Origin of the sequence: Trichococcus flocculiformis (genome assembly GCF_963662535.1) — a bacterium.
Classification (GTDB): domain Bacteria; phylum Bacillota; class Bacilli; order Lactobacillales; family Aerococcaceae; genus Trichococcus; species Trichococcus flocculiformis.
Map to the genome: position 1 here is coordinate 252,209 of NZ_OY759718.1, position 22,468 is coordinate 274,676.

Below are 22,468 nucleotides of genomic sequence, written 5' to 3' on the forward strand. Positions count from 1 at the left end.
CCTGTCTATAATAATCTTTTTTCTTGCTGAATCCACCTAAAAAAGTGGAAAAACGCCTTATTCTTCGACTGCGTTGTCGATTTCGATTGTAGTTGTGTCGCCAGCTTCAGCTGCTTCAACCAACAATGGTGCGTACTCTTTGAAAGAATCATAAGAGCTTGTAGCGCCAGTAACGACTTCCACCGCTTCAGGATCTTGTTTTTCAACCAATTGGCTGTTGTATGCCGGGAAGTAGTCAGCAGGACCTACGCCAACTTTTTCTGACATGTTCGCTTGGTATTCTGCATCTTCGGATTTTTTCACGCCGGCTTCGTTCACGTTGTCAAAAGTTGACTCTGTGATTTTGCCGTCCACGACAGTGATCGAAAATTCAGTTTTCCAGCCCCGAGCGTCAAAGTTCTTTTCAACCAATGTGTATGTGCCGTCTTGTAATTCAGCCATTGCTTCTGAAGCAGCTTCTGAAGAAGATTCAGCCACAACTTCTGATGAAGCCGCTACTGAAGATTCTGTTTCAGTTTCTGTATCCGTTCCGCCGCAAGCTGCTAATACGAAAGTTGATGCCAGCAAAAGAGTTGCTGTAGATAACGTTTTCTTTAATTCCATAATCTATCCCACCCTGTTCTTTTTATTATAATGGTTAGATATGTGATTCCAATCACAAACTCCCGATATCTATCCACTTACTTATCATACCATTTGTTACATCTTTAGCCAAATAAAATTCATATATTTAACAAAAAACCCATTATTTTCTAATGATTTGTTTTAAAATGAGTGGCTATCCATCCGCATAGCGTGCAGCGGAAGCTTTGCTACATATTGCGATAAAGCAATTGCTCAGTTAATTTCGTTAGCGTTTCCTTTGCCGGATGATTCGGCAATTTTTTGATCAGCTTCAGCGCTTTTATCGTGTACTTCTTGGCAAGTGCCTGCGCGGCGCGGTTCCCGCCGTATTTTTCCACCAAAGCATGGATTTCCGCGAGCTCCATGGCGGTCACATCCGCCCCCTTGGCGATATAACTAGCGAAAGCTTTACGGTCAACCTGCATCGCATACAGCACAGGTGCCGTGTAGATGCCGTTACGGAAGTCGCTCAGAGCCGGTTTGCCCAAAGTCTCTTCATCCTGCGTGTAGTCCAAGATATCATCCATGACCTGGAAGGCCATGCCGATGTCGTGCCCGATCCGATAGGCCAGCCGAGCCAACTTCTCATCCTCATCCGATCCATAGGCCCCTGCATAGCAGCTCAAGGCGAACAGTTGGGCCGTCTTGCCTTGGATCTGGCGTAAATAATCACGCATGCGCATATCCGGATTGTAGCGCATATCCATCTGATTGAGCTCACCGATCAGGATACTCTCCATCCCATTCGTATCAATTTTTAACACCGCTGCGTCACCCGCGTATTCGGACAGCAAGCGGAAGCAGACCGTGAAGAGATAATCCCCCGAATAGACAGCGATCTGATTGCCGAATGCCCGGTTCATCGTCTCCTGGCCGCGACGTGTGCCGGCTTCATCGATTACGTCATCATGCATCAACGTAGCCGTATGCAACAACTCCAATGCAGCCGCGATTGCCTGCGCCCGTTCCGCATCCCGTTGCGGGGAATAGTACGAAAACAAGAGACAATAGGCCGGCCGCAGCATTTTCCCACCTGAAAGCAGGCGCGCGAGAATCGCTTCCCTTACCGCCTGGTTTTTGAGCGTTATATTTTTTTTCAACAGCTCATTGGTGGCGACCAATTCCCCTTGCAACAGCGGATACTGGTCCCACATCGAATGAATTTTCATACTGAACTCCTTTTTGTTCTGCCCTTAAGTAATTATCAGGAGATGATGTCGAGGGCCTCTTCATCTTCATCGGTCGCTCCTTGAGTACCCCGCACCTCCACCAGTACGCGGTTCGGCAGACACACGATCGTCTCCCCGATGCCATCCTTCGCGCCCATGCGCACACACAATTGGTCGTCGCAATCGGCGGAATCAATCCGGATTTGGGTTCCTTCGCGCACAATCACGTTCTCGTGCCCATGGTCGTCCTGGAAAACATACGTCTCCGTTTGGCCGTCATCCTTCAAGACAAATTCCTTCACCACGTTGCCGTCCACACTGATGACCGCAATATGATCGGCACTCTCAGCGTTGGCTTGATGATAGCTGAAGACCCCCAACGGCAGGAAGGAAGCTCCCATCAAAAAAAGAATGATGAGCAGATCGCCCCTGCGGATCATTTTCAGGTATTTCCTCATTTCCCCATCCCTCTCTTTCGAAAAGAAAAGGGTTAAGGCAAGTCTCCCCACCTTAACCCTGTTAGATCGTTATTATTGACCAATACCCGGTCTATAGATTGATTTTGTCTTACCATACCACCAGTTGTCAAGTTTCTTCTGGATCCAAGGAATCACATAGTAGTCCAACCCAAAGGCTCTGCCTGAACCGTTCATCAAAGCGATAGCCACTGGAATGAACCACATGTTCACCCAATAGAACATGCCGGATAAGGAGAACGAGACCACCAATGCGATCGTTGCAGCATTCGCCAAGAACGTAAACAAGCCCGCGATGATCGCCAAACCGATCAGTAACTCGACGATTGTCATGAATTTTTGGAAGAACAAAGCCATTTCCACGTTCGGGATCATGATTTTCATGATGCTGTTGAACCACTCAGGTGCTTCTTTGAAGATCATCATCGGTTCTTCACCGTATGCATAGCTCAAACCGAAGACAGGATGACTGACTGTTTCCGTTACTGCTTCGGATGCACCAGTCGTCGCTTCCTTCAGCCAAGCGAAAGGCAAGACGACATCATCGCCGAACCAAGAAGTCGTACCGTACAAGCCGAAGATCTTCTTGACCGCTTCCCATGTCCACATGCTGCCGTAGAAGACGCGCAACGGCAGTGCCCAGAGTACATTGCCCAAACGCGACAAATGCCCACGGAAGATGTTGCGTTTTTCTTTGATATGGAAGAATTCATGATAGATGTATTGTACGAAATAATAGCCCGATCCGATTGTCATGAAGTAGAACAAGTTCACGATATGCTTCACGAGCATCGCGAAGAAACCGCTCAAATGGATTTTGTCCATCAAGTAGGCCACACCGTAACGGGAACCGATCGAGATCATGAACCCTTGATACGTACCTTTATGTTCGTGCTTCTCAGTGCCTTCAATAGAAGCAATGATATTGGCGGCCGCTGTGTGTCCCGTCTGTTCGGCGGATTGCACGATTTGCGGCACCGGCGCATTGTCTTTATCCGGCTCTTCGTAGTAGACCAAATCCCCCGCCAAGTAAACGCCATCGGAATCTTTCGCTTCCATGTATTTATTGGCTACCAAACGACCCGCTCTTGCTTGCTCGATGCCGTAAGCTGCTGCATCAGAGTTCGCTTTTACCCCTGCCGTCCAGATCAACGTGTGTGTCGGAATGACCGTTCCATCAGACAACTCGACGCTGTCCTCCTTGACGTTTGCGACCCCATTGCCTTTGATGATCTGGATGCCTTTTTTCAGCATGTATTTTTCGGCTTTTTGTTGTTCCTTTTCGGTAACGACACCTAAAATCTGTGGTGCAGCTTCAACCAAGTAGAGGCTGAATTCAGCCGGATCCAACTTGTTGGCTTTTGCCAGATGGTCTTTCCATTCCATCAAGTCGCCGACCAATTCCACGCCGGTAAAACCAGCCCCACTGACTACTGCCGTCAGCATTGCTTTACGTTTCGCATCATCATGTTCATTAGAGGCTGCTTCGACTGTATCCTGGATATGACGGCGAATTTTGTTCGCATCTTCCCAAGACCACATCGTGAAGGCATGCTCATCGACACCTGGGACGTTGAACGTATTCGGCTCGCCACCCATTGCCAAGATCAGGTAGTCATAGTTGAAGCTATGGCTGCTGGTCGTCACGACTTTCTTCTCACGGTCCACGTGCGTTACTTCATCTGTGACGATATCCACATTCCGGTTACGGCTGAATAGGCGTTGCAGATCGTATTGGATTGCATCGGGCTGTACGCGTCCCGCCGCCACCTCATGCAACTCGGTCATATAGGTTTGGTAGGAATGTCTGTCGATCAAAGTGATCAAGACATCCGGATTTTTCTTGAAATGTCGGGACAATTTCTTCGCGGCGGCCACACCGGCGAAACCTGCTCCGACAACCACAATATTCTTCTTACTCATTAGGTAGTCTCCTTTTTTCTATGTTCAGCGCCTTGCAGCGCTCTTTCACTTATTTAAAATAACCACATTTATAAGTATAGTGGATTTGTGAATAATTGTCCATGCAAAATCTGAAAGTAGTATGAAAAAGTTCTCCAGCTAGCACAATTTCATCCTTTTTTGCTTGTTTCCTATCTCACGCGTCGTCTTAAAACCTCTCGTAATCGAAATATCAAAACAATAAAATGCTAGTCTTGCTCTTTCCGATAAACCAATGAAGCCTCATACCATGCTTTCGTTAATTTGCTTTTAGCAGCCTCCTCCGACTGGAACTGACGGATTGTCGCGACGTGCTCCAGCAAATAGTTCGCCGCCACCCCGACAGCGACCCCCGAGAAGATACCGGTTATGGAGAGGATCGGCAAGTAGAGCATGACGCTGAACGATTGCGCGATCAGACTTGCCATCGCCAACTGCCCGACATTGTGCAGAATCCCACCGGTCGCACTGATGCCGATCATGCTGACCCGCTTCGGACCCAAAAGTCGGACCAAAAGCATCCCACCATAACTCAAAAAAGCCCCCGCAAAACTGTAAAGGAAGGTCGATAACGTCCCGCCCAACAACGTCGAGATCAACAACCGCATCCACACGACCTTCAAACTGTCCTTATAAGGCAGCGTAAAAATCGCCAGCAATGTAATGATGTTCGCCAACCCCAGCTTCGCACCCGGCGCAAACGCGAACGGAAACGGAATCGCCCGCTCCAGCATCGTGATGACCACACCCTGCGCCGCCAATAATGAAATATAGATCAAACGTTTATTTTTATTCATAGCTTTATCCCAACTTATTAAAATTCATATGTAAAGTGTAGCACAATTGGGCCAAAGAAATGAACTAAGGACCTATATTTACTAAAAGAAAAAAACAGGAATGCCTCACAAAGAGCCAGCCCCGTTCTTCCTCTCCTCCGGCGAACGGAAGCTTCGCCGCAGTTCGTCCAACATTTCCTCTTCGTTCTCCGATAGGCTCGGCCTCTCCGGAGTTGAGGTTGAAAGTTACCTCTGTCCTCCGACGAGCGACCGCTGCCCGGAGCTACGCATTCACCCGAGCGCTGTCCTCCGTCTAGCAGCCCGGTCCTTTCTTCGCTCCACTGCTGCTTGCCACGAAGAAAAGACCGCCTCCAAAGGGAGACGGCCCCGCATTATTTGGATATCATTCCAACAAACGCTTCATTTTTCGGTGGCATCTATCATAAGCGTTCTTGATGGATGTCACCTCGCAGTCCAATTCATCCGCGATGCTCAGGAAATCCGATCCATTGAGAAAACGGATGAACACAGCTTGTTCGAAATCAGAAAGACTTTCGAAGTAACCCGATGCACTTTCCTTCACCATAACGATTTCCTCAGGAGAGAAGCTCATCGACACAACACCTTCAAACGAATGTTCCGTATGGTTACTATACTGATTTTCCAGAATTGCATCCAAAGATACTGCGCCTTTGTCGATCCTTCTCTTGACTGCACTCTCTTTCCTGATCAAGCTGAAAATGTGATGTTTGAGAGTTAGTTTATAAAAACTCGCAAACTGCAAGCCTTTCTCGGGAACATAAGACTGAACAGCCTTGTGCAATACCATCCGAGCCTCTTGCCAGAAGTCATCTTGTTCCAAAGACTTCAAGTAGTAGGCTCTGTTGAACTTCTTGACTAGTGGTAAAAACCTATAGAATAGTTCTTCAAAGTGCATAGAGTGCCCTTGCTGGATTAGTGCCACCAATTGTTCCGGACTGTATTCCGACAGTTCCATTTCTTCGTTCATTTTCAATCCCCCAAGATAATTTTTGGCAAATATATAATACATCTCTAGAAAATGCGTTACATATTGCCTAATACCTATTATACCGATAAAGAAAGCGCTGTCAAACATTAGTTTGAATTTTTATTCATTAAATTTTCCCTGTATCTAAATTCTCGGTACAGCATTAGACGCTCATAGTGATAACCCTTATTTATCAATCCTAGGAGGCAATTGAGCTGAAAATAAAAATTTAATAACGCTTACTTAGTTTTTAGTTAATATTATCTATTATATAGATAATATTAACTAAAAACTCTCTTAAATAGATACCTACATGTATTAATCTTCTTAGAGGGTTCCTACCCTATCGGCAGTTCCGCCATCATCTTGGTACTTTTATCAGATATTCTCAAACTGTAACAGCTATCAGGTGGCTCCATAATTCTTTCCTTGGTCATTCAAAAGGCCTGCTTTAAACCATTTTTTGGTTTAGGGCGAGCCCTTTTGTTTTGCTTTTTCTGTTCTAATTTATCTGTCGGCAATCCGTTCTTAGCTCACATACACATTCGTGTTGTACCTTTCGTTTGCCGTTGATTTTTTGGGATTGTCAGATATCCTCTTTCAATCAATTTTTTTCTGATGCTTCCTGAATCGGTCCTCGCACATGCTGAGATCCTTGCTGATTTCGCCCACCGTGGAGGAGCTTGTGTCCTCGCCCCTGATGCATGAGGTAAAGTATGCATAGATCACCCTCAGCTCGGTCGTCAGATTCCAATTACTTATCGCCATTCTCAGAATGATGCCACGACTCATCGAAAGTACATTTATCTATTTTTCCATCTTATTCATCATTTACCCTACTTACCTATAGTAGGTTTAGATATTATCGCTACAATGAATGTGAATTGATTTTTAGTTTCTACTTAAATATAGGTGGTAGAGATATTGAGGGTGTATCCCCAAAAATTATTCTATCCAAAGTTGCAAAATGAGATTATTGTAATAAGTACTTCTATAAATCTACAAATGATAATAGGATGGAATTTTAAATATACAACCAAATAAAAACAAACGTTAAAGACACATACAATTAATGTCTTTAACGTCTGTTAATTGATTCAATTATACTATTCACTGGTAAAGCTTCTCAATTTTTCCAACAACTCAGAGTAATCTACCTTAGAAAAATCAGACACATCATACTCATACAACTCGCCTAACGAAAACTCGTTGTATTGTCGCGCTTCAATAATATTCCTGAATGCTTCCTCTGTAATCAGACTGTCTGCTTTTGAGCGATCCTCCAGTGTATCGCCAAAATGATAGTGCGACATGATGTGACTCAAATGCCGATCCTTTTCGATGTCCCGCACTTTTCTTCTGGCCCATAAAGCATCAAAGTCGGCCACTAGTCTAATTGTTATCACTTTATATGAATATTTGTTTGCTAAACTTTCTAGGTTGGAGCGTTGCTTATTGGAGAACGGATATTCCGATAAAATAAATCGTTTGCCTGCGCCCATATACAGATCTAATACCCCGTAATAGAACTCCCAAACCCTTTTTTCCAGCTGAGCCTTCTCCTCTAGGCTATCAAACCCTACCGAATCAGCGAACATCTCCTTGCCTTCATCCGGAGTAAGGATGAACATATCCGGCAGTACTTCTTTTATCAGATTGATTAAGTAACTTTTTCCTGTTGCTGGACTCCCTGCGATTAAAATAAGATACTTATCCATTTGAAGCCTAGCCTATCTTTAATGGACTATCTACATTCATAAATAATCCAATTTTATGTTTTACAATCTCTTTCACTTTCATGTTCGCAGGGATGACATTATGTCTGAGTGATTTGTTCAGTTCAGTGGTGCTGAAGCAGTCTTTTGCCTCTTTGTTCCAGTTAACAAGCAATTCAGTACCTACATTAAATTTGCGGATGCCGTTGTTGATCAGCTCTGGATAATCTTCTTCCTTTACGCCGGTACCGCCATGGATGACTAAAGGCACATCAACTACAGCATTGATTTCTTTAAGCAATGGAATATTAACATCGGTTTTGGATTTGAATTGGCCGTGGTTCGTTCCGATTGCGATGGCTAAAGCATCCACACCCGTTTTTTCAACAAACTCAATGGCATCCTCTGGTTTCGTGTACACTTTATCATTTTCCGCAACCGAGATGCCTTCTTCTGTACCGCCGATCGTTCCCAGTTCGCCTTCTACAGAAACGCCATGGGCATGGGCATATTCCACGACGGCTCTTGTCTTCGCGATGTTCTCTTTGAACGGCAAATGCGAACCGTCATACATCACGCTTGAAAAGCCTGCATCAATAGCTGCCTTGATTTCATTAAAATCTCGCGCATGATCTAAGTGTAAAGCGACATCAACCATTTCATCTGCTGCTAATTCTTTGACTACAGCAACAAGGACTTTATAGCCGATATATTTCGCGGTATCGATACTCGTTTGGATTATGATTGGGCTACCCATTTCCTTTGCTGCCCGAATCATTTCCGGTAACATCTCCAGATTGTGTGTATTGAATGCGCCGATTGTCATATTCAGTTCTTCTGCCATTGCGGTAACTTCTTTTAAATTTTTATACATATTTGCATCATTTCCTTTGCTGTATATTATTTTGATCCCGATATGGTTACTTTCTTAGCAATTTGTCTCATGTTATCCATTTTCCCCATGTATTCTTCAATACCTGCATCACTGCCATTGCGAGCCGCTTCTGCTCTTTTCGCATTGTAGATGCTCATCAATTTTTTGTAGCCATCTCCAATTGTCAACTTGTAATCCAAACTCTTTTCTAAACTGACCAGCGCCTGGTCATCCTCACCAAGCTCAGCATAAGCCAATCCTAACTTTTCATACAGCGAAGCCAACAATTCATTTATGTTTGCAGCTGCTGGATCAATTTCACTTATTTCTGCAGTGGTTGTTTCGATTACATCCCGTAATTCAGAGATGCGCTCATCAGATAATTGAATTTTTTCTTGTACTGCTTGAACTTTTTCCTTCTTTTTTCCAAAAAAGTTAAACATTGATTTTTCCTCCAATCCTTACTGATTAGAACGCCTTTAAGATTGGGCTCAAGATCCATGCGTACAACAATGCAGCTGCGACTGTATCAACGTCTGTTGCTGTAGCGTTTATGAATCCCATGCTGTTGAAGATTGTCACCAGGAGTGCCGGCAATAATGTAATGAAGAATCCATGGGCAATACCACCAATGATCGCTCCTCTACGCCCACCTACAGCATTACCGAAGATACCTGCTGTACCGCCAGCGAAGAAGTTTGTCAACATTCCCGGCAAGATCATTGCCAGTCCGAATGCTGGTAACGTGAACATTGCGATAATTGTACCGATTGTTGTTGTGATGAATCCTAAGATTACCGCGTTTGGAGAATATGGGAAGAATACTGGACAATCCAATGCAGGGATAGCATCAGGAACCAATTTCATTGCAATACCTCTGAATGCTGGTACGATTTCTCCAAGCAATAAACGTACACCGGCTAACAATACATATACCCCAACAACGAATTGGATGGCTTGCAGGAATGCGAACATCAAGTAATGCTGAGCTCCAGGATCGCCTACACCAGGACCAGCAAAGGCTGCTGTGATGACATATAAAGGAACCATAACTACCATTACAGAGAGATAAGTATCTTGCAGAAATTCAAACGATTCAGGTAATTTGATATCCTCAATCGATTTTTTGTTTTCGCCTTTTTCGCCAAAAATCTTAGCAACGCCGGCTTCGAATAAATAACCAATAGTACAGAAGTGACCCAAAGCGATGTCATTTGATCCAGTGACGATACGAATGATAGGCTGAGCAATTGCTGGCATTGCTACCGCAAAAATACCACCGACTAGACCGCCGACCAGAATTAGCGTAACACCTCTTAAGCCTGCAAAGAATCCGAATACAGTGGTCATTGTTGCCATCCATAGAATAGCTTGACCGGTTAAGAAGATATATTTCCATTTAGTGAATCGAGCAATCAGAATATTAAATACAAAGATAGCTAAGAAAGTAAGGGCAATATCTCGACCTAGCCCCAGTTCGTTCATGGCTTGGCCGTTAATGGCTTCAATCGATGGGATAATACCTTGCATATTGAAACCCGCTGTAAATATCTCCCCAAAGTAAATCAAGCTGCCTACGATGATGCTGGAACCCGCGCTCAATACTTGGAAGCCCAGCAACGTTTTTAAAGTACCCGATATGACCTGGCCGGTCGCTTTTTTCTGAAGCAATAAACCCATCATAGCAATTAAAGCAATCGTAATTGAAGCTTGTGTGAGAACGTTATCAATAATAAAATTTACAACACCCATTATAGTCACCTCTTATGATTTTTTAATTATATTGCGCCTTTAGCTACGAGAACCGGTAAAAGTTTTTCTTCAATTTCAGCTTTGGATACGATGTTTTTCAAGTAAACAATGGCTGTCTTTGTTTCATCAATGCTGAATTTTTCGAACTGGGACTTGAAATTTTGGGCTGTAATGATGATGTCCGGTTGTAGGGATGCCGCACTGGAAATATCTACATGATCCAATTTTGCTTTAACATTGTGACTGTTCAATACATCCTCGGCTGCCATTTGCGCTGCAAAGCTACTACCTAGCCCTGCTCCACACACGAATAGAATATTTACTTTTTTACCCATAAAAATCACGCTCCTATTTCTTTTTCTTATATTATGGAAATAACTACCATTTCCTAATTACCCGAATAACAGTTGCTTGAATTCCTCTTCAGATTTCACCTCTGCTAATTGATCGATCTTTTCCTCGTCATTAATCAAATCAATCAGGTTCTTCATAATGTTCAAATGGGAAAACGAATCGATAGCTGATAAGCAAAATATAATCTTAACCGGATCATTCATTTCATGCCCAAAACTAACGGGATCCGCTAAAGTAGCAACGCTCAATCCAAGTCTATTGGCCCCTTCTTCAGGTCGCGCATGTGCTAAAGCAAGGTGTGGCCCGATTACGATATAAGGACCAAACTCCTTGACCGTATCTATCATTGCTGTTACATACTGATCTGTTATTGTCCCATCCTCCAGCAGTGGCTGGGAAACAAGTTTTATCGAATCTTCCCATCCACTCGCTTTCGCTTGGATTATGATATCTGTATCCTTCAAAATGTCTTTAATCATAGGCTGAATCTCCTTCGTGTTGATTGACAAACGATTTTCTCTGAAAATTTCTTCCACATCTCCATAAATCTCTTTGGTAATTTTGATGTCCTGCTTCTCCATCAAACTAAGTATCGAAGAGAACATTTGCGTAGCATTTTCGTGACGACTTATTAACCGCTTGCAAGCAGAATTTTGATTTAAGAAGCTGTATATTACTTCCTTACTTTCACGTTTGATTATAGGATCGATTACCAACAATGGCTTTGACACCTCTGATATAGGTACAGTGGCAAACACCAAATCCACATCTAGCTTATTGATCAAGTCAGTCTCTCTTGAACTAAGGACGGCAAGAACTTCAATATTAAACAGCTCTTTTAGATTTTCCGCCAGGAGTTTTCCCGTAGCTACACCATGGTTGCAAATGACCACCGCCCGATAACAATATTCAATCTCTTGGTTCAATTCACTTAATGATGTTGAAAAGTGAATAGTAAGAAATGCGACTTCATCATCAGTAATTTCTTTATCCAGCATTGTGCTCATAACTTTCGAGAATCCTTCAACCGCTTTGTAAATTTCTCCGTAGTTACTTTTGATGTTGTCTTTCATAGGATTAGAGAATTGGGTGTCATAGCGAAGCCGATTCAACAACCCTCCTATATGTTTATACAGTCCTTCCTGTAAAGCCTCTTCTTTTTTCGAAAAGGGTATTTTTGTTGCGTTCTCGACATACTGAATCAGCTGTATGGATAGGATTTGAGCCTGCGCCCACTCGACGGAGTTGTTCATGTCCTTAGAATTGAATGTATTCAGCATAAATACTAGGTAGTTGAATTCATTTTTATCCGGCGATAATCCGAACCGTTCGAAAATAGCGGTTACAAAAACATGCAAGCCATTGGGAGCATTTTCGGGAGCCCTTACCCAATTTGTATTCTTAACATAAAATCCCATGTTGTACCTTGCTAACCAGATAGCAGTAAACAGAATCCGGTTTTTTCGGTACAAATTCTCCTCACTTGAGGAAATGGAATGATCGTACAGTTGATTGATTTCATTTATCATCCCCAAAGGAATATATTTGAAAATAATCTGCTGGATAGTGGATTGATTTTTTATATTGTCTATCAAAGCAACGTTGTCGATAGCCTTATTGACCAGAGAGTACAGCATGGTCCGGATAATTCTTTCCTTCGCTTCAAAAACCAATCCTTGTTTCGGTATGCTCAATACCTCAACACCGTATTCTTTTAATAACGTTCTTAACCTCCTCATGTCTTCATCCAAAGTACTTTTAGATATTTGGTATTCCTCTTCCTTCTGATAAAGAAAGACTTTATTTTGCCCCAGTGCTATGTCCAGGACTAAATCGAGTATCCGTTCATCCCTACTGTAAAATTCATCTTTAAAATCATTCTCAAAAAGCCCCATTAAATCGATTGTTTGACTTTTACTCAACGTCAACTGAAATCCCTTTCCTCTAATGGTCTCTATGATAGGAAATTCATTTTCCACCAAATAATCATTCAGGCTCTTTATCTCACTCCTCAAAGTCCTTTGACTTAACTTGAACTCCTCGCATAGTGTCTCTATGCTAACCGGAAAACCAGATATAACAAATTTTCTCAATAATTCTAATGATCTATCTCTCATATTCTTTATCTCCTTGTCTGATTGAAGTATATCTTCCCTCCGATTATTTTGTTAGTAGATATTATTGCCATCTAATTTTGCAAAAATGTAAACGCTGTCTTATTGTTGGGTATATGCAGGTTGCATCCCTTCTTTAACTCCTAATTCCAGAAGTGGTTCTTCATAAGTTTTGTGCATTCGTTACGACTAATCATAAAATATTGATTATACCATCTTCGCAAGGGGTGATAAATCATCCTGCACAACCATGATTATCCTCTCGACAGTTCCACCTTCTTTATATGTTGATTTCGTGTTTAAGGATGGCTCCCTCCAATTGTCTGGAAAAGTTATCAGATGGCTCCATAATGATTCCTTTGGTTGCGCAAAAAGGACTGCCCTGAACCAAAAATGGTTTAAGGCAGTCCTTTTATGTTGGATTTTCTTTTCTATTTTATCCGTTGGCAATCCGGTCCTGGATTACATACACATTCGTACTGTATCTTCCGTTTGCCGCTGCATTTTTTCGGATTGTCAGATATCCTCTTTCAATCAAATTTTTCTGATGCTTCCGGAATCGTTCCTCGCTCATGTTCAGAACCTTGCTGATTTCGCCCACCGTGGGGGAGCTTGTGTCCTCGGACCCGATGCATGTGGCAAAATACGCATAGATCGCCTTCGCCTCGACCGTCAGCTGCCGATCACTCATCATGCTCGCAGGAACCGTTCCATGCCCATCGAAAGTACATCAACCACCTATGTTGTCATATCCATTATTTTCCCTGCTTTCCGTTTCTATGTTTCGACCGTACCGCTGACATCCTAAAGATGAATCGCTGTCTCGGTCTCTGCTTTTAAAGACTAAAGATGGCTGGAATTAGCTTCCGAAACCTATATACGGATAGCAATTGATCTGGATACGCACAGAATATGACCGGCTCGGATGGACTGCCGATGCTAGTTATTACCGAAAGAGCGTCGTAAAGCCCCTTGCTTTAGCTATGGGGATATAAGACGTGCACTCAGTTGTGTTATGTGGGAATTCGCTGTATAATCAATGTATGGAAAATAAAAAATATAAATCAAATAATAACATCACTTATTCTTGTATCTACCATGTTGTCTGGTGTCCAAAATATCGGCGAAAGGTCCTTGTCGGACCAGTAGCGGCACGCTTAAAGGAGCTCATTGTAGAAACGTGCACCGGTCTATCCGTCGAAATTCAGGAAATGGAGATCATGCCAGACCACGTTCACCTCCTATTGGACATAGATCCACAATTCGGGGTTCACAAAGCAGTCAAACGCATCAAGGGAGTTTCTTCCCGCGTGCTGAGACAGGAGTTTAAGGAACTGACGACGAAGCTACCCACTCTTTGGTCGAATAGCTATTTCGTTTCCACAGTGGGTGGGGCGCCGCTTGAAATGATTCAGCAATACATCCAAAGCCAAAAGACCTCACAACGCCAGTAAATGCAAAGCAATCATCAAGAAAGGAGGAACACGTATGGCTAAAAGCAAAACAGCTTCATTCGTCGTAGAGCTGGGACTTGTTACACATCAAAATGAACAAGCAATACTGGATAAGCGTTTCAAAATCGCTGAAAAACTGTATAACAAGGTCTTGTACCATGCGCGGACGCAGCTAACAGAGTTGTACAAGAACCGTCGATACCAAGACGTGCTGGCAGAACGCCGCTTGCCCATCAAAGCAAACGACAAGAATCGTGTGACGGCGTGCAACAAGGAATTGCAAACGATCCAAAAGACCTTCGGTATGACGGAATACGCTTTGCATGCTTACATCGGGCGGATGCGCGAGGCGTACAAGAAGCATATCGACAGCTTCACAGCACAAAAAATCGCTTCTACGGTCTGGACAAGTGTGTCCTCCCTTCTGTATGGCAAAGGCAAAAAGGTACACTTCAAAAAGTTCGGCCAGCTGGAATCGCTGGAAGGCAAGTCGAACGCTACGGGCATCCGCTTCAAAGGCGACCGTTTGGAGTGGAACGGGCTGGTTCTGCCTGTCACTATGCGTGCCAACGATTTATTCGTTCAGGAATCCCTCTCCTTGCACCGGGTGAAATACTGCCGCATCGTACGCAAGGCGTTCAAGGGCGGCAATCAATACTTCCTGCAACTGGTGCTGGAAGGTATCCCGCCAGTGAAACGCAACAATAATACGGGGATGCCCCGCCGACAACCCGCTCCGAATGCGGAAGTGGGCATCGACATCGGCACCTCTACGGTGGCGGTGGCAGGTGATGACGGCGTCATCTTGAAGGAATTATTTCCAGAAGGAGCGTCCTATGACCACGCGATTCATCTGTTGCAACGAAAACTGGACCGGAGTCGCCGCGCAACCAACCCCGCCAACTTTACTGTCGACGGCACCGTCAAGCAGGGTGTCAAGTTGACCTGGGTACGGAGCAAGAACTACATGAAAATAATGTTTCGCTTGAAGGACCTCTACCGCCGTCGGGCGGTGGCATTAAAAGAAGCCCACAACAAAACCGCCAATGCCATCCTGGCACTGGGTAATCAGGTTTATGTGGAGGACATGGATTTCCGTGCATTGATGAAGCGGGCTAAAGAAACGACCGTCAACAAGAATCGGCGGTTCAACCGCAAGAAACGCTATGGCAAGTCCATCGGCTATCATGCGCCGGCCATGTTGGTCGGTATCGTGAAGCAAAAAGCACCCCAAGAAGGGGGTGCGCTGTACGAGGTGGATACCTTTAAATTCCGTGCCAGCCAGTATAACCACGTAAACGATACGTATATCAAAAAGACACGTGATGAACGTACGACCTTTGTTGCCGGGCAGCTTGTCCAACGAGATCTGTACAGTGCATTCCTCCTGAAAAACAGCCAACCGACACGCAACGAGACTGACCGCACAAAATGTAGCGCGACGTTTGCGACCTTCATGGCGCACCACGACACCTGCATCCAGACGCTCTGCCAATCAACCGGACGCCAGTCCTGCAATTTCGGACTGCGAGATTTTCAATTAGCTTAACAAATGTAAAGAGCAACCAAAAGGTTCAGCTGTGAGCCTTCAACGCGAATGGTGCCATCGGGCGCCTTGTTGAGAAAGTCTAAGGGCTTTTGGGAATAGAACGGAAATAGAAAAACGACATCTCCACTTTTTTGGAAATATCGCCAGTACGGTCCGTGACGTCCCAACAGCCATTGGAACCCCCTGGATTTATCCATGGGGAGCAGTCAGAGGACCCGAATTGGATAAGGTGTTAGCTGAAGGAACGATCAAACCTGCTGTAGTGCAGGTGGAATGCCACCCTTATTTCCAACAAAAAGATTTGAAAGCAAAACTTGCTAAGGACAATATTGCGCTTGAAGCCTGGTACCCCCTTGGCTCAGCTGACAAAGACTTGCTTGCCGAACCCATCTTTGCAGAATTGGCAAGTAAGTACAATAAATCCGTTGTGCAAATCATCTTGCATTGGCATGTCCAAACAGGAAATATTGTCATTCCAGGCTCGAAAAATCCAACTCACATAGACAGTAATCTGGCTATTTTTGATTTTGAACTATCATCCGCTGAATTGGAGCAAATCGCCCAACTCGACAAAGACAAACGCTTCCTCAATCTGCCATAATGGATGCACCGTCTGTTTTTGCTGGCACGCTTGAACTACGATAAGCAAGCATAAAAAGTTTTCAAAAAAATGAAATTTCCCACTTGCTGTTGATTCAACTCCACACTTTATCTTCTATCCGACAGAAGACTCCCCCACGAAGGAGCAACAGATTTTGATTTGGAAGACCTTGGCTGTGTGAAAAGAACTGTCATTAGATTCCATTGCTATTCAAAAAGGACTGCCTTGAACCATTTTTGGTTAAGGCAGTCCTTTAATGTTTGATTTTTATCCGTTGGCGACCGGTTCCTGAATCACGTACCTATTCGTGCAGTACCTTCCAATTGTTGCCGCATCTTTTCGGATTGTCAGATCTCCTTCTCTTCTGGTAGAGGTATGAACTATTTTTAGTTATCCTACTAAACTTACAGGACTAGCGAACCTGCTCCAATAACACCTGCATCATTACCAAGTACCGCTAATTTTATTTTGGTAGATTGCGCCACTTCCGGAAAAGCAAATGTGTTGAAATATGTCTCAACACGACTTCTTAAAAACTGTCCCGAGGCAGAAACGCCACCGCCGATAACAATGCTGGAAGGATTCAGCGTATTAGCAATATTTCCGCAAGCAAGCCCTAAATAAAAGCAGACGCGATCGACTACCATCACTGCAAATTTGTCTTCATTCTGGGCAGCTTCAGAGATGCCTTTACAGGTAACCTCTTCTCCATTATCTAACTGCACTTTCAATTCAGACGACCCAGCAAATTTCTCCGAGAGATGGCGTGCTAATCGGACTACTCCCGTGGCACTGGATACCGTTTCTAAACATCCTTTTCTTCCGCAAGTACATTCAAATCCATCCGGATCGACTATGACATGCCCTATTTCGCCTGCACATCCAGCAGTTCCGTGCAATAATTTCCCTTCCGAGATAATTCCACCGCCAACACCCGTGCCTAATGTCACAAAAACGACATTGGGATCATTATCTCCGGCACCTTTCCATTGCTCCCCCAGAGCAGCAACGTTGGCATCATTATCAATTGCCACCTGAATTTTTGTTTCCCGCTCGATTTGTTCCTTGACTGGTTGTACGGTTCTCCAATTGAGATTGTAGGCACCCACGATCGTCCCTGCTTCCCTATCGACTTTCCCGGGAACCCCCAACCCAATTCCGATAAAATCGGAAGAATCCATATCATATAAGCCCAATCGATGGTTCACAGACTCAATAATTTCAGGAACAATGCGCGAGCCTTCATTTAAAACATTCGTATCGATACTCCATTTTTGTTGTATTTCTCCATCACTAGTCAAAATCGCAAATTTTGTCGTAGTCCCACCTAGATCGATGCCAATTATTTTCTTCTCCAAAAAAATCTTCCTTTCAATACCCGAGACACATCATCACTAGATATTGTTAATTTAGCCTCGCTCTAATCTCTTCTTGAAATTCCTTGTGTTCGAAATGCGCGAAAAGCTTTGACCGATAAGTCTTCCTGTCCCTTTGAAAAACTTTCCGTTGACCATCAGCAGAATGCCATCCAGCATTTCCATGGTCACTATGCCATTGGTCATTTTAGCGATTGCTCTGAGAGGCATATTGTATATGAAAAGAAGATTTAAATTTGTTTCCCCTGATTTTTCAGCTTTTGCAATCATTTTTGAAATACGGCCCTGTACAAATCTTGCCAGCAACCCTTTTGCTGTTCCCATGTCTGAGATAGTACTGTTTAACTCTAGGATTGTAGCCGATTCATCAGGCTTATCTTGAATTTTGTGCCCTAACAGTGCTTCGAACTCTTCTTGATCCACCTTGCTTATTTCACCTTTGAAGTAGCTCTGAAGTTTTTCTGGATTGTAAGGTTGCTCCGTTGAATTTCCCTTTACGAGTAATTGACCTTCTAATCTGATATCTCTTGAACTGGAGCCAATCCGCAATTTGTAGGTTTGGGTTTCGATTTCCCATTTTTGAGTTTTACTATTATAGAATCTGAAACTGAACTCATCGAAAGGGATAGATATAGATTTAGTCTCATTAACTTGAATTCCTATTTTTGTGAACCCTTTCAATTCGTTTACAGGTCGTAAAACTTTTTCTGATGGGTTACTGATATAAAGTTGGGGGACTTCCTCAGCAAAACAATTTCCAATATTTTTGATCTTGAATGATACACTATCTTCTTCGATGGTTAAATCGCTGTATTCAAATTTTGAATAACTTAACCCGTGGCCAAAAGGATAGCGAACTTCCTTGCGGGCTTTATCATAGAATCGATAGCCTACGAAGAGCCCTTCCTTATAAAGAACTTGTGCAGATTTTGAAGGGAATTCTTCTCCAAATGGAATATCCGAGTAATCCAAGGGGTAGGTTTCATTCAGTTTACCGCTCGGTGAATAGACGCCGGTAATGACATCCAACATGGCTCCTGCACCAGCTTCTCCCGAAAGATAGCCATGCAGGATGGCATCCACTTTATCTTCCCACGACAGATCAACTACCGAACCTGCCGATACGACAGCCACAATTTTTGTGTCCAGCTTAGCTAATGCATCAATCAGTTGAAGTTGGTTATTGCTCAGGGAAATGGAGTCTCTGTCCTTACCTTCACTTTCAGCAAGTTCGTCCAGACCCACATAAAGCAGTATAACATCCGCTTTCTTCGCTAAATCGACCGCTTCAGAGATTAATGGAGCACTTTCTTTTCCGTTTCTGTCAAAGCCTTTTTCGAATCCGATGATATTGAGTGGATAATTCCCCATAATATCAACTGTATTTTCCAGGTTCTTCGCGTTAACGACAGAAGATCCCGCCCCCTGATATCTTGGCTCACTGGCAAAATCCCCAATTATGCCAACTTTTGCTGTTTGATTGAGCGGTAAAAGCTGATCCTCATTTTTTAGTAACACAATGCTTCTCATTGCAGCTTCTTTCGCAATTGTATGGTGCTTTTCATAGTCGATGGTATCCTGATCGCTTCGTCTTGGAATATTCATTATGACAGTCAGAATTTCTTTGACACGCTCATCCAAAGCCGCCATGGACAGTTGCTTGTTTTCAACCGCTTGAACGATTTCCATAGGACCGTTATAGCCCGTGCTTGGCATTTCCAGGTGTGAACCGTGTCGGACCCCTTCAACGTGATCATTGCTGCCGCCCCAGTCCGACACTACAAAACCGTCGAATCCCCATTCATCCCTTAAGACCGTTCTGAGCAGCCATTCGTTCTCATTGGCATAAATCCCATTGACTTTGTTATAGGCAGACATAATCGAACGAGGATGGCCTTCTTTGACAGCGATCTCAAATCCTGTCAAATAGATTTCCCGCAATGTTTGTTCATCCACGATTGAATCGGATGCCATCCTTCTTAATTCCTGATTATTGACCGCAAAGTGCTTTGGACAAGCTACGGTTCCATTTTTTTGAATGCCGCGGATCATCGCAGCAGCCATCTTTCCGGATAAATAGGGATCTTCACTGAAATATTCGAAATTCCTGCCGCATAAAGGGTTTCTCTTTATGTTCAACCCTGGTCCCAGAAGCACCTGGACATCGTTGTTTTTGGCTTCATTGCCTAAACATTTGCCAACTTCTTCAGCAACTGTTGTATCCCAGCTGTTGGCAATCGTAGCAGCGGTCGGAAAACAAGTAGCAGGAACACTCTTGTTTAGTCCCAGATGATCTGAAGCACCTTCTTGTTTCCGCAATCCATGCGGTCCGTCAGATAAGAAAATGGAAGGGATTCCCTTGCTCTCAATATCAAAAGTTTCCCAAACCGTTTTGCCGGACATCAATAATGCTTTTTCTTCTAAGGATAATGAATCCACAATTTTGTCTATCAACCTCGTCACCTTCTTATTCTTGTATTTATGTGAAAAGCTTATCAACAAAGAAAGCGCAAACAAACACTTCTTTCATAATCTGTTGTTTATATTTCATATTCTGTCATCCCCATTCATGAATACATGAAAAAAAGTAAGAAAGGATTGTATTTATTGTTTTTGTCTTGTATCTTATGGATGTTAGGGGTGATTTTATGCGGATTGCAATTGTGGAAGATGATGTACAACAACAAGAAAAATTAAGTAAATACATAACCAAATGTGCAACTGAGAATCAGGTAACTATCCAGATCGACCACTTTTCGGATGGCATACAAATTGTAGATAACTATGATTCAGGTTTTGATGTCATTTATTTTGATATAGAAATGGCGCATATGGATGGCATGACTGCTGCCAAAAAAATACGACAGATCGATACTGAAGTCATCATTGTTTTCATCACAAATCATGTTCAATTTGCGGTGGAAGGATACTCCGTCGATGCCGCCGATTTCCTGCTCAAGCCTTTGCATTACTTTAGTTTTTCTGAACATTTCAAAAAAGTCAAAAAATCTTTTGACACTAAATCCAATCGTAGTATGTCATTTAAAGCGTCACAGGGATTCAGAAAAATTAATCTGGATGAATTGCTGTATGCAGAAAGTCAAGGGCACTATATCCATTTATATTTATCGGATGAAACACTATCGATTTGGGATACGATGAAAAATCTGGAGGAAAAACTTCTGCCGTTCGATTTCTTCAGATGCAACAATGGCTACCTAGTAAATTTAAAACTGGTCAAAGGCATTGAGAATAATCATGTTCTGATAGGAAATGAAAAGCTTACGATAAGTCGGCCCAGGAAAAAGGAATTTTTATCCGTCCTGACGAATTATCTAGGTGATTAGGAGGGATGAATGATATTGAATGAAGTATTGCCCAACATACCCAGGGTGTACACAGCTCTTGCCGAATGGCTAGCTTGTGTAGTAATCATCCTGCCCTTCTCAAAAAAAGATTACTGGATTTTCAAATTAGCCTCAGGGGGACTTGTCCAAATATTGCTGCAAGTGCTTGTAGGCACGTGGCCTTTGCTATTCTGGATTCCTGGAATGATAATCAATGTAACTTGGATGTTGTTCGTTATTTATACCACTGGAAATCTCAGAAAATATGATGTCCTCTATTTCGGATGCAAAGCTTTTATTCTGGCTGAATTTATTGCCTCTTTGACGTGGCAATTCTATTACACACTGATACTGGAGGAATACGGCAACAATACTTTTGTATCTTCGCTATTTATGCTGACATGTTATGCGCTTCTGTTCTCGGTCTTCTTTTTTATCGATGGCAGATTGACACATAAGAACATGGCCCGGCAATTTACCAAACGTAACGTTATCTTGGCAGTTTTGACTGCTGTGATCATCTTTACTGTCAGCAACATCGGTTTTATACTGACCAATACTTCCTATCCTCTCGGGGACACTATGGCGATCTTTATTTTCCGGACGCTCATCAACCTTTGTGGCATCTGTATTTTATTCATACAGGAATATCAAAAGTATGAATCCTACTTGCATGAGGAACTGTCAGTCATCAACAATACGCTCCAATCTCAGTATGAACAATACAATGCTTACAAAGAAAGCAGCGAAATCATCCAACGTCAATTTCACGATCTGAAACATCAACTGGAAATGATCCGTTCAGAACCAGACTCCAGAAAAAGAGAGCAGCACGTGGAAGAAATGACACATGCCATCAACACTTACAGCGCCACCATCAGTACCGGAAATGCAATTTTGGATACTATCCTCACTTCCAAAAATGCGATCTGTATCGAAAACGGCATCACTTTCACTTGTTTTGCGGATGGAAAGCAGCTGGACAACATGGATGCGATGGATATTTGCAGTTTATTTGGGAATGCGTTGGACAATGCCATCGAAGCCGCCAAAAAGATTCCGGACAAGGAAAAAAGACTGATAGAACTGCGGGTTGCCAAAAAAGCGCTGTTCCTAGTCATATCCTTACGCAATATTTCCTTTGAAAAGCTAGCGTTTGAAAACGATCTCCCGATAACCACAAAAGCACGGAAAGATTTACATGGATATGGGTTGAAGAGTATCGCTTTGATTACCGAAAAGTATCAGGGCACTATGACCATCACGATGGACGAAAACTGGTTTTCGTTGAAAGTAATCATTCCAGTGACAGAAAACGGTATTCAGCAAGTCTAATT

General features: G+C 43.2%; 20 protein-coding genes. 5 read left to right on the forward strand and 15 right to left on the reverse strand.

Annotation, left to right across the window (positions count from 1 at the left end; translation table 11 throughout):
* Positions 1-57 precede the first annotated feature (57 nt).
* The 13 genes from ACKPCD_RS01610 to ACKPCD_RS01670 all read right to left on the reverse strand — a co-directional run bounded on the left by ACKPCD_RS01610 (position 58) and on the right by ACKPCD_RS01670 (position 13,498).
* Positions 58-603 carry an FMN-binding protein gene (locus tag ACKPCD_RS01610; RefSeq protein ID WP_321433790.1) on the reverse strand — a complete coding sequence of 182 codons (546 nt, stop codon included), beginning with the start codon at positions 601-603 and terminating at the stop codon, positions 58-60.
* Between the two features lie 209 nt (positions 604-812).
* Positions 813-1,793 (reverse strand): polyprenyl synthetase family protein, encoded by a 981-nt coding sequence (locus tag ACKPCD_RS01615; RefSeq protein ID WP_321433791.1) that lies wholly within the window; start codon positions 1,791-1,793, stop codon positions 813-815.
* Between the two features lie 35 nt (positions 1,794-1,828).
* Positions 1,829-2,251 (reverse strand): NusG domain II-containing protein, encoded by a 423-nt coding sequence (locus ACKPCD_RS01620; RefSeq protein ID WP_321433792.1) that lies wholly within the window; start codon positions 2,249-2,251, stop codon positions 1,829-1,831.
* A gap of 72 nt (positions 2,252-2,323) precedes the next feature.
* The gene (locus ACKPCD_RS01625; RefSeq protein ID WP_321433793.1) at positions 2,324-4,192 is read right to left on the reverse strand and encodes an FAD-dependent oxidoreductase; all 1,869 of its coding nucleotides are present in this window, start codon (positions 4,190-4,192) and stop codon (positions 2,324-2,326) included.
* Positions 4,193-4,419: 227 nt separating this feature from the next.
* Positions 4,420-5,007 carry a Gx transporter family protein gene (locus tag ACKPCD_RS01630; protein ID WP_321433794.1) on the reverse strand — a complete coding sequence of 196 codons (588 nt, stop codon included), beginning with the start codon at positions 5,005-5,007 and terminating at the stop codon, positions 4,420-4,422.
* A 382-nt stretch (positions 5,008-5,389) separates the two neighbouring features.
* The gene (locus ACKPCD_RS01635; RefSeq protein WP_177187623.1) at positions 5,390-5,995 is read right to left on the reverse strand and encodes a sigma-70 family RNA polymerase sigma factor; all 606 of its coding nucleotides are present in this window, start codon (positions 5,993-5,995) and stop codon (positions 5,390-5,392) included.
* A 1,106-nt stretch (positions 5,996-7,101) separates the two neighbouring features.
* Positions 7,102-7,713: an AAA family ATPase gene (locus ACKPCD_RS01640; protein WP_321433795.1), complete on the reverse strand. Its 612-nt coding sequence runs from the start codon at positions 7,711-7,713 to the stop codon at positions 7,102-7,104.
* A gap of 7 nt (positions 7,714-7,720) precedes the next feature.
* Positions 7,721-8,584: a class II fructose-bisphosphate aldolase gene (locus ACKPCD_RS01645; protein ID WP_321433796.1), complete on the reverse strand. Its 864-nt coding sequence runs from the start codon at positions 8,582-8,584 to the stop codon at positions 7,721-7,723.
* 26 nt (positions 8,585-8,610) lie between these two features.
* The gene (locus ACKPCD_RS01650; protein ID WP_321433797.1) at positions 8,611-9,027 is read right to left on the reverse strand and encodes a tetratricopeptide repeat protein; all 417 of its coding nucleotides are present in this window, start codon (positions 9,025-9,027) and stop codon (positions 8,611-8,613) included.
* A 25-nt stretch (positions 9,028-9,052) separates the two neighbouring features.
* Positions 9,053-10,336 carry a PTS sugar transporter subunit IIC gene (locus ACKPCD_RS01655; RefSeq protein ID WP_321433798.1) on the reverse strand — a complete coding sequence of 428 codons (1,284 nt, stop codon included), beginning with the start codon at positions 10,334-10,336 and terminating at the stop codon, positions 9,053-9,055.
* A 26-nt stretch (positions 10,337-10,362) separates the two neighbouring features.
* The gene (locus ACKPCD_RS01660) at positions 10,363-10,671 is read right to left on the reverse strand and encodes a PTS sugar transporter subunit IIB (RefSeq protein WP_321433799.1); all 309 of its coding nucleotides are present in this window, start codon (positions 10,669-10,671) and stop codon (positions 10,363-10,365) included.
* Between the two features lie 57 nt (positions 10,672-10,728).
* Entirely contained in the window at positions 10,729-12,807 is a 2,079-nt protein-coding gene (locus ACKPCD_RS01665; RefSeq protein ID WP_321433800.1) for a BglG family transcription antiterminator, read from the reverse strand.
* A 433-nt stretch (positions 12,808-13,240) separates the two neighbouring features.
* Positions 13,241-13,498, reverse strand: coding sequence for a helix-turn-helix domain-containing protein (locus tag ACKPCD_RS01670; protein ID WP_321433801.1), 258 nt, complete (start codon positions 13,496-13,498; stop codon positions 13,241-13,243).
* A 349-nt stretch (positions 13,499-13,847) separates the two neighbouring features.
* On the opposite strand from ACKPCD_RS01670, the gene tnpA reads away from it, so the two are divergent.
* The 3 genes from tnpA (at position 13,848) to ACKPCD_RS01685 (ending at position 16,408) form a co-directional block, all read left to right on the forward strand.
* Positions 13,848-14,258: an IS200/IS605 family transposase gene (tnpA, locus tag ACKPCD_RS01675; protein ID WP_321433802.1), complete on the forward strand. Its 411-nt coding sequence runs from the start codon at positions 13,848-13,850 to the stop codon at positions 14,256-14,258.
* Between the two features lie 34 nt (positions 14,259-14,292).
* Entirely contained in the window at positions 14,293-15,807 is a 1,515-nt protein-coding gene (locus ACKPCD_RS01680; RefSeq protein WP_321433803.1) for a transposase, read from the forward strand.
* A gap of 229 nt (positions 15,808-16,036) precedes the next feature.
* Positions 16,037-16,408 (forward strand): aldo/keto reductase, encoded by a 372-nt coding sequence (locus ACKPCD_RS01685; protein ID WP_321434523.1) that lies wholly within the window; start codon positions 16,037-16,039, stop codon positions 16,406-16,408.
* 404 nt (positions 16,409-16,812) lie between these two features.
* Here the strand turns inward: ACKPCD_RS01685 and ACKPCD_RS01690 are convergent, their stop codons facing one another.
* On the reverse strand, positions 16,813-17,766 hold the full coding sequence (locus ACKPCD_RS01690; RefSeq protein ID WP_321433804.1) for an ROK family glucokinase: 954 nt from the start codon (positions 17,764-17,766) through the stop codon (positions 16,813-16,815).
* A 51-nt stretch (positions 17,767-17,817) separates the two neighbouring features.
* A complete protein-coding gene (locus ACKPCD_RS01695) occupies positions 17,818-20,187 on the reverse strand; it encodes a glycoside hydrolase family 3 C-terminal domain-containing protein (RefSeq protein WP_321434524.1) in 2,370 nt (789 codons plus the stop codon).
* Between the two features lie 245 nt (positions 20,188-20,432).
* Here ACKPCD_RS01695 and ACKPCD_RS01700 point away from each other — a divergent pair, with 245 nt between their 5' ends.
* Complete coding sequence (locus tag ACKPCD_RS01700; RefSeq protein ID WP_321433805.1) at positions 20,433-21,131, forward strand: LytR/AlgR family response regulator transcription factor; 699 nt, start codon at positions 20,433-20,435, stop codon at positions 21,129-21,131.
* A gap of 9 nt (positions 21,132-21,140) precedes the next feature.
* On the forward strand, positions 21,141-22,466 hold the full coding sequence (locus ACKPCD_RS01705) for a GHKL domain-containing protein (RefSeq protein ID WP_321433806.1): 1,326 nt from the start codon (positions 21,141-21,143) through the stop codon (positions 22,464-22,466).
* Positions 22,467-22,468: the final 2 nt, after the last annotated feature.

Coding starts and splice junctions, on each gene's coding strand:
- ACKPCD_RS01625 (WP_321433793.1), bottom strand. CDS start 4,192: ATGAGTAAGAAGAATATTGTGGTTGTCGGAGCAGGTTTCGCCGGTGTG.
- ACKPCD_RS01640 (WP_321433795.1), bottom strand. CDS start 7,713: ATGGATAAGTATCTTATTTTAATCGCAGGGAGTCCAGCAACAGGAAAA.
- ACKPCD_RS01645 (WP_321433796.1), bottom strand. CDS start 8,584: ATGTATAAAAATTTAAAAGAAGTTACCGCAATGGCAGAAGAACTGAAT.
- ACKPCD_RS01660 (WP_321433799.1), bottom strand. CDS start 10,671: ATGGGTAAAAAAGTAAATATTCTATTCGTGTGTGGAGCAGGGCTAGGT.
- ACKPCD_RS01705 (WP_321433806.1), top strand. CDS start 21,141: ATGATATTGAATGAAGTATTGCCCAACATACCCAGGGTGTACACAGCT.
- ACKPCD_RS01635 (WP_177187623.1), bottom strand. CDS start 5,995: ATGAACGAAGAAATGGAACTGTCGGAATACAGTCCGGAACAATTGGTG.
- ACKPCD_RS01670 (WP_321433801.1), bottom strand. CDS start 13,498: ATGATGAGTGATCGGCAGCTGACGGTCGAGGCGAAGGCGATCTATGCG.
- tnpA (WP_321433802.1), top strand. CDS start 13,848: ATGGAAAATAAAAAATATAAATCAAATAATAACATCACTTATTCTTGT.
- ACKPCD_RS01620 (WP_321433792.1), bottom strand. CDS start 2,251: ATGAGGAAATACCTGAAAATGATCCGCAGGGGCGATCTGCTCATCATT.
- ACKPCD_RS01650 (WP_321433797.1), bottom strand. CDS start 9,027: ATGTTTAACTTTTTTGGAAAAAAGAAGGAAAAAGTTCAAGCAGTACAA.
- ACKPCD_RS01615 (WP_321433791.1), bottom strand. CDS start 1,793: ATGAAAATTCATTCGATGTGGGACCAGTATCCGCTGTTGCAAGGGGAA.
- ACKPCD_RS01610 (WP_321433790.1), bottom strand. CDS start 603: ATGGAATTAAAGAAAACGTTATCTACAGCAACTCTTTTGCTGGCATCA.
- ACKPCD_RS01630 (WP_321433794.1), bottom strand. CDS start 5,007: ATGAATAAAAATAAACGTTTGATCTATATTTCATTATTGGCGGCGCAG.
- ACKPCD_RS01700 (WP_321433805.1), top strand. CDS start 20,433: ATGCGGATTGCAATTGTGGAAGATGATGTACAACAACAAGAAAAATTA.
- ACKPCD_RS01695 (WP_321434524.1), bottom strand. CDS start 20,187: ATGTCCGGCAAAACGGTTTGGGAAACTTTTGATATTGAGAGCAAGGGA.
- ACKPCD_RS01680 (WP_321433803.1), top strand. CDS start 14,293: ATGGCTAAAAGCAAAACAGCTTCATTCGTCGTAGAGCTGGGACTTGTT.
- ACKPCD_RS01655 (WP_321433798.1), bottom strand. CDS start 10,336: ATGGGTGTTGTAAATTTTATTATTGATAACGTTCTCACACAAGCTTCA.
- ACKPCD_RS01665 (WP_321433800.1), bottom strand. CDS start 12,807: ATGAGAGATAGATCATTAGAATTATTGAGAAAATTTGTTATATCTGGT.